At 62.9% G+C, this 9,016-nt stretch carries 10 protein-coding genes; 3 read left to right on the top strand and 7 right to left on the bottom strand.

All coding sequences use genetic code 11. The features are described from left to right. Positions 1 to 168, top strand: a 168-nt coding sequence (locus CMI59_RS16935) for a TerB family tellurite resistance protein (RefSeq protein ID WP_363102537.1), incomplete at its 5' end; no start/stop codon positions are given. Positions 169 to 249: 81 nt separating this feature from the next. On the opposite strand, the gene CMI59_RS15400 is transcribed toward CMI59_RS16935, so the two are convergent. From CMI59_RS15400 to bioB, 6 genes are all read right to left on the bottom strand, one after another. Then, positions 250 to 1,503: a cytochrome P450 gene (locus CMI59_RS15400; protein WP_293329116.1), complete on the bottom strand. Its 1,254-nt coding sequence runs from the start codon at positions 1,501 to 1,503 to the stop codon at positions 250 to 252. Between the two features lie 87 nt (positions 1,504 to 1,590). Further along, entirely contained in the window at positions 1,591 to 2,232 is a 642-nt protein-coding gene (locus tag CMI59_RS15395) for an HAD-IA family hydrolase (protein WP_293329115.1), read from the bottom strand. A 142-nt stretch (positions 2,233 to 2,374) separates the two neighbouring features. Further along, positions 2,375 to 3,364, bottom strand: coding sequence for an SPOR domain-containing protein (locus tag CMI59_RS15390; protein WP_293329114.1), 990 nt, complete (start codon positions 3,362 to 3,364; stop codon positions 2,375 to 2,377). 1 nt (position 3,365) lies between these two features. Further along, a complete protein-coding gene (locus tag CMI59_RS15385) occupies positions 3,366 to 4,049 on the bottom strand; it encodes a ParA family protein (protein WP_293329113.1) in 684 nt (227 codons plus the stop codon). Between the two features lie 263 nt (positions 4,050 to 4,312). After that, positions 4,313 to 5,614, bottom strand: a complete 1,302-nt coding sequence (locus CMI59_RS15380; protein WP_293329112.1) for an adenosylmethionine--8-amino-7-oxononanoate transaminase — start codon at positions 5,612 to 5,614, stop codon at positions 4,313 to 4,315. A 9-nt stretch (positions 5,615 to 5,623) separates the two neighbouring features. Beyond that, complete coding sequence (gene bioB / locus CMI59_RS15375) at positions 5,624 to 6,667, bottom strand: biotin synthase BioB (RefSeq protein ID WP_293329111.1); 1,044 nt, start codon at positions 6,665 to 6,667, stop codon at positions 5,624 to 5,626. Positions 6,668 to 6,841: 174 nt separating this feature from the next. Here bioB and bioF point away from each other — a divergent pair, with 174 nt between their 5' ends. Continuing rightward, positions 6,842 to 8,017, top strand: a complete 1,176-nt coding sequence (gene bioF / locus CMI59_RS15370; protein ID WP_293329110.1) for an 8-amino-7-oxononanoate synthase — start codon at positions 6,842 to 6,844, stop codon at positions 8,015 to 8,017. 11 nt (positions 8,018 to 8,028) lie between these two features. Further along, complete coding sequence (gene bioD / locus CMI59_RS15365; RefSeq protein WP_293329109.1) at positions 8,029 to 8,697, top strand: dethiobiotin synthase; 669 nt, start codon at positions 8,029 to 8,031, stop codon at positions 8,695 to 8,697. A gap of 127 nt (positions 8,698 to 8,824) precedes the next feature. Here bioD and CMI59_RS15360 read toward each other — a convergent pair whose 3' ends face one another. Next, positions 8,825 to 9,004, bottom strand: a complete 180-nt coding sequence (locus CMI59_RS15360) for a PLD nuclease N-terminal domain-containing protein (RefSeq protein WP_363102536.1) — start codon at positions 9,002 to 9,004, stop codon at positions 8,825 to 8,827. Between the last annotated feature and the right edge of the window lie 12 nt (positions 9,005 to 9,016).

Genomic DNA, 9,016 nt, shown 5'->3' with positions numbered 1-9,016 from the left:
GAAGAGCGTAGCCAGGTCGTCGAGATGCTCTGGGAAGTCGCATTGTCCGACGGCACGCTGCACCGGATGGAAACCGTGATGATCGAGACGCTTGCCAAGGAAGTGGGCTTGAGCGCGGGCGAATGCGCCTCTGCCAAGGAACGCGCGGCCGCGAGGCTTGGCCACTAAGGCAACGGATGTGGCAGTCGAAAAGGGCTCGGAGGGGGTTCTCTCCGAGCCCTTTTTTGTACCCGGATGGCCTCCCGGCGGTCAGGCGGCAGGCGTGTAGCGCACCGGCATTTCCTTGATCCCGGAAATGAAATTCGACCGCAGCCGCCGTACCGGCCCGTCGACCTCGATATCGGGGAAACGCGTCAGCAGCTCCTCGAACAGCACCTTGAGCTGTAACTCCGCAAGCCGCGAGCCGAGGCAGAAATGCTGCCCCGCCCCGAAGCCGAGCTGGGTTGGCGCATCGCCTCTCGCATAGCGCGTGACGTCGAACGTGTAGGGATCCTTCCACTTCGTTTCGTCGCGATTGGCGGAGCAGTACCACATCACGACCTTGTCCCCGGCCTTGATCTCTTTGCCGCCGAGTTCGACATCCTGCGTCGCGGTGCGTCGCATATGCAGGACCGGGCTGACCCAGCGCACGATTTCCTGAACCGCGCTCGGAATGAGCGAGGGATCGTCGAGGAGTTTTTGGCGTTCCTCGGGAAACTGCGAAAGCGCCTGCAGCCCGCCGGAAATCGAATTGCGCGTGGTCTCGTTGCCCGCCACCACCAGCAGGATGAAGGTGCCGATATAGGTGGGGAAGGTCATGGCCTCGCCACCGACCTTCGAATGCGCGAGCATGGAAATGAGGTCTTCGCCGGGGTTTTTGAGGCGTTCTTCCCAAAGACCCGCGGCATAGCCGGCCATCTCTGCCACGCATTGGCGCATATACTCATCGGAGACGCGCAGCTCCGGGTCGTCCTCGCCGACAGTCGCATTGGACCATTCGAAAAGCTTGGGCCCGTCGCTTGGTGGGACGCCGAACAATTCCGCCAGCACCTCGATGGGAAGCGCGGCGGCGACGGACGAAACGAATTCCGTCTGGCCGGTCGCGGGCATCTGGTCGAGAAGGCGCGTCACGCGGGCGCGGATACGGTCTTCCATATTGGAGATGCGCCGCGGCACGAAGCCCGGCGTGACCATGCGCCGATAAGCATTATGCGTCGGCGGATCCATCGAGATCATGCTGGCGTCGGTATCGTTCTCGTCGATTTCGTTTTCATTGAAGATCCGGTGTCCGCCCATATCTTTGGCGGATGAAAAGATTTTCGGGTTCTTCGAAATCGTTTCGATATCGTCATAGCGCGTGACGGCCCAGAAGCCTGTGCTGTCGGCTTCCGGGTTCCAGTAGACCGGCTCTTCCACCCGCAAGGCGCGAAAGATGTCGTGAAAATCATCCGTCAGATAGAGGTCGGGGTTCTTGAGGTCGGGTTTGCCGTCGAGATCGACGGCCTCCGCTTGAGGTCGCAGCATGATGGGTCTCCTCCCAGTGACCTTTTCTTTTGGGAGAAGACTATGCCTGCGGGGGGCTGCCGCTCAAGAGCAGCCTGCCGGGCCGCGTTACCGCAGCGAGAACCCTACGGCAGCTTCGAGCTCTTCCAGTGCCTGTTCGGCATTGAGCACCTTGATGGTGGTCATCCCGAGGGCGCGGGCCGGTTTCAGGTTGATGCCGAGATCGTCCAGATAGACGGATTTCGCCGGATCGACGCCGAGAGCCTCGCAGGCCATCTCATAGATGCGCGGATCGGGCTTGCGAATGCCGGCCTTCGAGCTTTCGATCACATGATCGAAAAGCGACATGACGTCCGCCACGGCGGCGGCCTTTTCATGCGAGCGCGCCATGCCGGCGCCTTCGCCTGCAGAGACATTATTGGTGATGCAGCCGACTTTCGCGCGCTCTTTGCAGCGCGTGAGAGCGGTCACCATTTCCGGGCGAATATCGCCCGAGAGCAGCGAAACGACGTCGCGGCCCGTCACGTCATGCCCCCTGGCTCGAGCTTCTTCAAGAAAGAGCTTGTCGAACTCGTCGAGCGAAATTTCATTCCGCTCGAACAGGGCCCAGGCATTGGTGTCGGGGTTGGTGGCATTGATGGAACGGATGAAATCGGCGGGCAGGCCCCGCTCGCGCTCATAGCGATTGAAGGCTTCGAACGGGCTGGAGGTCAGCACGCCGCCGAAATCCCAGATAACAGCTTCGATCATGTGATGTCCGGTTTGAAAGTCGTGAATGGCAATGGCCGGACACTACACCGCGGCCGGGCGGAAGCAAACGCCTCGAGGATCGTGAAAACGGACATGAAAACGGGGCCCGAAGGCCCCGCTATATTTCTTTCTGAAGCCGCTCTCAGCGTTGGCGGACCAGGCAATCCTGCCCGGCGCCTTTGAGTGCGCCGCAGGCCTTGGCCGCTTCGGCCTTGGTCTCGAAACCGGCGGCGCGGACACGGTAGAACGTGCCCTTGTCGCCCAGATCGGCTTTCTGGATGTCGAGCCCGTGGCCGCCAAGGATCGTCGCATGCTTGCCGGAAATCGTCTTCCAGGCGGTCTTCGCATCCGCTTCGCTGCGGGAGGCCAGAAGCTGGACAACCCAGTTGCCGCCGGTGGCGAGCGCCGCCTGAGCCGCCTTGGCAGGCGTTTCCGCCTTGGCGGCCGGTTTCGGCGCTGCGGGCGTTTCTGGCGCAGCGGCAGCCAATGCCGGGTCGAGGGCCGTGCTGCTCGTTGTCTCTTCCGGCGCCGAACTGCGCAGCGGCGCGACCTCGATATCGGCCGGGCTTTCGGCAGCAGGTGCCGCCGGCGTTTCGGGCGTCGCATCGGCTACGGAAGGCACGGTCTCAACCGCCACGGCGGGTTCATTGGCCTCGGTGGCGGCCTTGGGAGCGGTCTCGGATGCAGCCTGCTGGGAGCCGGAAGCGGTGTCGGTTTCCTGCGGCAGTACGGGCGCGGTTCCGCGGTCGCTGCCATTGAACATCAGCGCGAGCAAGACACCGCCCAAAAGTGCGACGCCGATAAAGGCCCCGGCGATAAGCTTCGTCCGGCTGCCGGTCTCCTTGTCTTCCGGGGTATAGATGATCTCCGGCTCGGGCGGGCTTGGCCGTGCGCCGTCATCCTCATTGGTCATCTCGTCCGAGCTCCCGCTTTCCTCCGGTTCTTCCGGGGACAGCGTAGAGGAAACCTGGCCCCCGACGCCAATGCCTTCCAGATGAGGCTGACGTCCGGGCAGGATTGAAATATCCGCGCCTTGAGGCCCCTCGTCATTGACGGGCTTCAGGTCGGAAGGTCGTGCTTCTCCCTTGCGGGCCAGCAGTTCGCCGGTCAGAGAAGCGGGCTTCTTTGCCATCTCAGGCAGCTCCCCTCAATGCATCGCTAAAGGCCGACGCGGCGGATTTGAGAGGCGATGTCTCTCTGCCGGCCAGCCGGTCTGCGAGGAAGGTCCAGAGCCCGGCGATTTCGTCGGGGGATTTGGTATTGGAGCCGATCTCTCGCACGGTTCGACCATCGATCATAGAAGAAGCGAAATCGATTCGCTGGTGGATAATCGACGGGGCGACAGCGCCATGCTGGGAAAGCGCGATCACCGCCTCGGTGGTGATGCGGGCCCTTGGGCTTGCACCATTGAGCGTGAAGGCGAGCGGTTTGCCCAGTTCTTCGCAGATCTGGACGGTGGCGCCCGCGGCGCGCAGATCGTGAGGGCTCGGCCGGGTCGGGATCACGACGAGGTCGGCCTGCTCGATCACATGATGAATGGTCGTGGTGATGGCCGGCGGCGTGTCGATGACGACAAGCTCGATCCCGCCAAGCCGCAGCTTGTCCAGGTCGGAGGCGAGGCCTTCGCTGGAGGGGCTGACGAAGAAGGGACGTTCCGCCTCACGGGCATTCCACCATTGCGACAGGCTGCCTTGCGGATCGGTGTCGATAAGGGCGACCGGCCCTGCTCCCTGATACTCGGCTTCAACGGCAATGTGACCGGCAAGCGTGGTCTTGCCCGATCCGCCTTTCTGCGACGCAAACGCAATGACATGCATGGGTGTGGTCCTGTCCCCTCGATCCCGCGGCCCTCTGAAGCAGGGGCCGGCAGGAAAAAATCAAAGCCCGCCTTGCGAGAGCGCCAGTCTCGGCGCTCGGCAACGCGCACAACCCGGATCTGTCCGTAATTTTGTGAAGGCGCGAATCGGCCTCTGATTCGAGCGTAATGTGTGTCTCGAATTGGCTCAATATCTGGCGTGTAAAAACACGCCTTCCACTACAAAAAGTATGTCCGGACGGATTTAGTTGCAGGAATTCAACATCAATCCGGTGCGAATTCCGCACAGACTTTGAGCATTGCGCCCGTCAGTTGGGCGAGATCGTCTTCGCCGATGGTGAAGGGCGGCGTGGTGTAGACGATGTTGCGGAAGGGGCGGATCCAGACGCCTTCCTCTACGAAACGCCGTTTCATGGCATCCGGCTCGGCGATGGACTCGAGTTCGATGACGCCGATGGCGCCCAGCACGCGGACATCGACCACACCGGGGATATCCCGGGCCGGCTCGAGCCCGGATTTGAGCTGCGCCTCGATGGCGGCGCCCTGATCGAGCCGGGGCTCGGTCTCGAAGAGGTCGAGCGAGGCATTGGCCGCCGCGCAGGCCAGCGCATTGCCGGTATAGGTGGGGCCGTGCATCAGCGCTTTTCCCGCATCTTCGCCCAGAAAAGCCTCGAAAACCGGGGCCCGCGCGATGGTCGCGGCGAGCGGCAGCGTGCCGCCGGTGAGCGCCTTGGAGAGCGTCATGATGTCGGGCGTTATCCCCGCCGCCTCGCAGGCGAACATCGTGCCGGTGCGCCCGAAGCCGGTGAAGATCTCGTCGACGAGCAAGAGAATGCCATGCTTGTCGGCAAGATTGCGCAGGCGCTTGAGCGTGATTGGGGCATGAATGAGCATGCCGCCCGCCCCCTGCACCAGAGGCTCGGTGACGATGCCCGCGATCTCGGACTTATGCTCGGCGAGGAAGGCATCGAGCGCGGCGGCCTTATCCTCATCCGTGGGTAACTCGCAGATGAACTGCTCGGCGATCGCACCCTTGAAGAGGGAGTGCATGCCCTCCTCCGGATCGCAGACCGACATGGTGGCGAGCGTGTCGCCGTGATAGCCGCCCTTGAAGCTGACGAAGCGCGTGCGGCCCGGCTTGCCTGAATTGATCCAGTACTGGACCGCGATCTTCATGCCGATCTCGACCGAGACCGAACCGGATTCGGAAAAGAAGACATGGGCGAGATCGCCCGGCAGCTTGTCGGTGAGGCGCGAGGCAAGCCGGCAGGCCTGCTCATGGGCGAGCCCGCCCAGCATGACATGCGGCATCTTTTCGAGCTGCGCGGTCACGGCCTCGCGGATATGGGGATGGTTGTAGCCATGCGCGGCGGTCCACCAGGAGGAGACGCCATCGATAAGCTCGCGCCCATCGTCGAGCGTAAGGCGCACACCGTCGGTTTTCACCACGGGCAGCGCCATGGGCGTGGTCTGCATCTGGGTATAGGGCAGCCACAAATGCGGCGCGCCCCGCGTGAGCCAGTCCGGCGGGTTGTTGATGAGCGGATTGGCGGGCGGAACGCTCAAGACGCTACGTTACTTCTCGGCCGGGCAGCTATGCGCGGGCATGGGCTCGATACCGAGCTTGCCCATGAGCCTGGCATCATGCGCGTCGCCCGGGTTCTTCGCCGTCAGCAGCTTGTCGCCGGTGAAGATGGAGTTCGCACCCGCCAGGAAGCAGAGCGTCTGCGTTTCGTCGCTCATATGCTCGCGGCCCGCTGCGATGCGGACCATGCTCTGCGGCATCATGATGCGCGCGACCGCGATGGTGCGCACGAAATCGAGCGGATCGATCTGGCCTTCGCCTTCGAGCGGCGTGCCTTCCATCGGGATCAGCATGTTGATCGGCACGGACTGCGGATGCTCTTCGAGGTTCGCCAGCGCCATCAGCATGCCGGCGCGGTCGGATTGTTCCTCGCCCATGCCGACAATGCCGCCGGAGCAGACATTGATGCCCGCCTGGCGCACGCGCTCCAGCGTGTCGAGCCGGTCCTGGAAGGTCCGGGTGCTGATGATCTTGTCGTAATATTCTTCCGACGTATCGATATTGTGGTTGTAGTAGTCGAGACCGGCCTGGGCGAGACGGTGCACCTGCTGGCCCGACAGCATGCCGAGCGTCATGCAGGTTTCCATGCCCATTTCCTTCACGCCCTGCACGATGGCGCAGATCGTGTCCATGTCGCGATCCTTGGGCTCGCGCCAGGCCGCGCCCATGCAATAGCGAGACGACCCGGCTTCCTTCGCCTTGCGGGCCTCTGCGAGTACCTTTTCGACTTCCATCAGCTTGGAGGCCTTGAGGCCGGTGTCGAATTTCGCGCTCTGGGCGCAATAGCCGCAATCTTCCGGACAGCCGCCGGTCTTGATCGACAGGAGCGTCGACATCTGCACCTGGTTCGGGTTGAACCAGCGGCGATGGGCGATCTGCGCCTCGAAGACGAGATCGTTGAAGGGCAGGGCGAAAAGCGCCTCGACTTCCTCGCGCGTCCAGTCATGACGCAGCGTCCCCGGGTCGGTCCGGGCGGTGGAAGGGGCCGGGTTTCCGGCTTTGGTTTCGGCGTCGAATTCGCTTTGAAGGCTCATGGGCGGGCCATCTTTCCTGAATGAAACGGTCGGAATTTCGCCGAGCATAGGCAGCTTGGCCCGCAATGCAAGAACCTGCTGAAAGCGTGGGGTTTTCGGCCTTTCTGTTGACAGATCGGGGCCGGCCCATAATGGTGCCGGGCGGCAGGGCGAGGGGCCCTCGGGAGACCCGGTTTGGCGAAAGAAAATTCACTCGACGCCTTTGTAAAAGGCAAACTCGACGCGCTGGAAAAGCGCGCGCTGCGCCGTGTGCTGGTTGAGACGGCGCGCGGGCCTGCCGCAGCGGCGGAGCGCGGCGGCAGAAAACTCGTCTCCTTTTGCTGCAACGACTATCTGAACCTTTCCCAGTCGGCGCGTGTGAAAGAGGCCGCGAAGGCCGCCATCGATGCCTATGGCGCGGGCTCGGGCGCATCGCGCCATATCACCGGCAATCATCCTCTTTATACGGAACTCGAAACGCGGCTGGCCCGGTTGAAGGAAACCGAGGATTGCGTGGTGTTCGGATCCGGCTATCTGGCCAATATGGGCATCGTCTCTGCGCTGGTGGGCCCGGGCGATCTGGTGCTGGCCGACGAGCTTTCCCATAACTGCCTGATGATGGGCGCGCGGCTCTCATATGCCGAGACGCATATTTTCCGCCACAACGATCTGGCGCATCTGGCTGAGTTACTGGACGCGCATCGCGGGAATGCGCGCCACTGCATGATCCTTACCGATGGCGTTTTCTCCATGGACGGCGATCTCGCACCCGTGCGCGAGATGGGCGAGCTGGCGCGGCGCTACGACGCCTGGCTGATGACGGACGATGCGCATGGCATCGGCGTGGTGGCCGATGGCAAGGGATCGAGTTTTATCGGCGGTACGAAAGCCGATGTGCCGTTGCAGATGGGTACGCTCTCCAAGGCGGTGGGCGGCTATGGCGGCTATCTCTGCGCAAGCCGAGCAGTCTGCGATTTCATTCGTACCCGCGCCCGCACGCTCATCTATACGACCGGCCTGCCGCCTGCGTCGGTCGCCGCCGCGATCGCTTCCATCGACATCATCGAAAGCGACAAAGAACTGACGCGGCGTCCGGTGGAAAAGGCGAAGCGCTTTACGCGCGCGCTGAACCTGCCCGATCCCGAAAGCCCCATCGTGCCGGTGCTGCTGGGCGATGCTGGCGCGACGCTCGAAGCGTCGAAGATGCTGGAAGTGGAAGGCTTCCTCGTGACCGGCATCCGCCCGCCGACCGTGCCGGAGGGCACGGCGCGGCTGCGCATCACCTTTACGGCGGAACATGAAGACGCCGATATCGACCGCCTTGCCGCCATCATCCGGGAACGGATCATGCCCAAACGGGCGGCCGAGTAAGAGCAGAAAACATGACCGTCATCTTCGTCACCTCTTCCGGCACCGAAATCGGCAAGACCTATGTGAGCGCCTTGCTGACGCGCCAGCTTCGCGAGAAGGGCGTGCCCGTGCGGGCGATCAAGCCTGTGGTGAGCGGCCTCGACGAAACGACCTTCCCGGAAAGCGACCCGGCGGCGCTGCTGGCCGCGATGGGCGAGGATGTCGTCTATGAAAAGGCGGCAAGCGTTTCGCACTGGCGCTTCAAGGCCGCGCTCTCGCCCGACATGGCGGCGCGGCGCGAGGGCGCGACGATCTCATTCGACGACCTGGTCGACCATTGCGTCGCGGCGGCCGGAAAAGACGATCCGCTGCTGATCGAAGGCGTGGGGGGCGTTGCCGTGCCGCTCGACGATACGCATACCGTGCTCGACTGGATGCAGGCGGTGGAGGCCCATGTCTTCATCTCGCCGCTTCTCGTCGTCGGTTCCTATCTAGGCACGATTTCACACACGCTGACGGCGATCGAAAGTCTGCGCGCCCGCAAGCTCGACCCGCGCGCCATCGTGGTGAGCGAGACGCCGGGCAGCGAAGTGAATTTCGACGAGACGGTGGAAACGATTGTACGTTTTGCTGGGGCGACGCCGGTCATTGCGCTGCCGCGCGGCGGCGAGGCGGATCTCGCGGCGCTCTATCCTCTTTGAAAAGCGGACGAGCGCATACTCGTCATTGTCATTGCCGGGCTTGACCCGGCAATCCAGTCCTGCGGTTTTGCGCTGGATGCCCTGATCAAGTCCGGCATGACAACGGTGTGGTGCAGCCCCTAATTCTTCAGCCTTTGGGACCGAAAAGGAACCAGATGATGAGGCCGAGCACAGGCAGTGCGATCACGACCACAATCCAGATGGCCTTCCAGAGCGGTTCCGCGCCACTCTGCGCGATCTTGACGATCGCCCAGATGTCGAGCACCAGAAGAATGATGCCGAGGATGCCGGTGGGTTCAAATCCCATCATGTGATCGTT

Source organism: Parvibaculum sp., assembly GCF_002684405.1.
In the GTDB taxonomy this organism is placed as follows: Bacteria; Pseudomonadota; Alphaproteobacteria; order Parvibaculales; family Parvibaculaceae; genus Parvibaculum.
Note: the sequence above shows the minus strand (reverse complement) of the source record. Positions and strands in the feature narration are given on the sequence as shown.

Coding starts and splice junctions, on each gene's coding strand:
- CMI59_RS15395 (WP_293329115.1), bottom strand. CDS start 2,232: ATGATCGAAGCTGTTATCTGGGATTTCGGCGGCGTGCTGACCTCCAGC.
- CMI59_RS15385 (WP_293329113.1), bottom strand. CDS start 4,049: ATGCATGTCATTGCGTTTGCGTCGCAGAAAGGCGGATCGGGCAAGACC.
- bioD (WP_293329109.1), top strand. CDS start 8,029: ATGACCGTCATCTTCGTCACCTCTTCCGGCACCGAAATCGGCAAGACC.
- CMI59_RS15390 (WP_293329114.1), bottom strand. CDS start 3,364: ATGGCAAAGAAGCCCGCTTCTCTGACCGGCGAACTGCTGGCCCGCAAG.
- CMI59_RS15400 (WP_293329116.1), bottom strand. CDS start 1,503: ATGCTGCGACCTCAAGCGGAGGCCGTCGATCTCGACGGCAAACCCGAC.
- bioB (WP_293329111.1), bottom strand. CDS start 6,667: ATGAGCCTTCAAAGCGAATTCGACGCCGAAACCAAAGCCGGAAACCCG.
- CMI59_RS15360 (WP_363102536.1), bottom strand. CDS start 9,004: ATGGGATTTGAACCCACCGGCATCCTCGGCATCATTCTTCTGGTGCTC.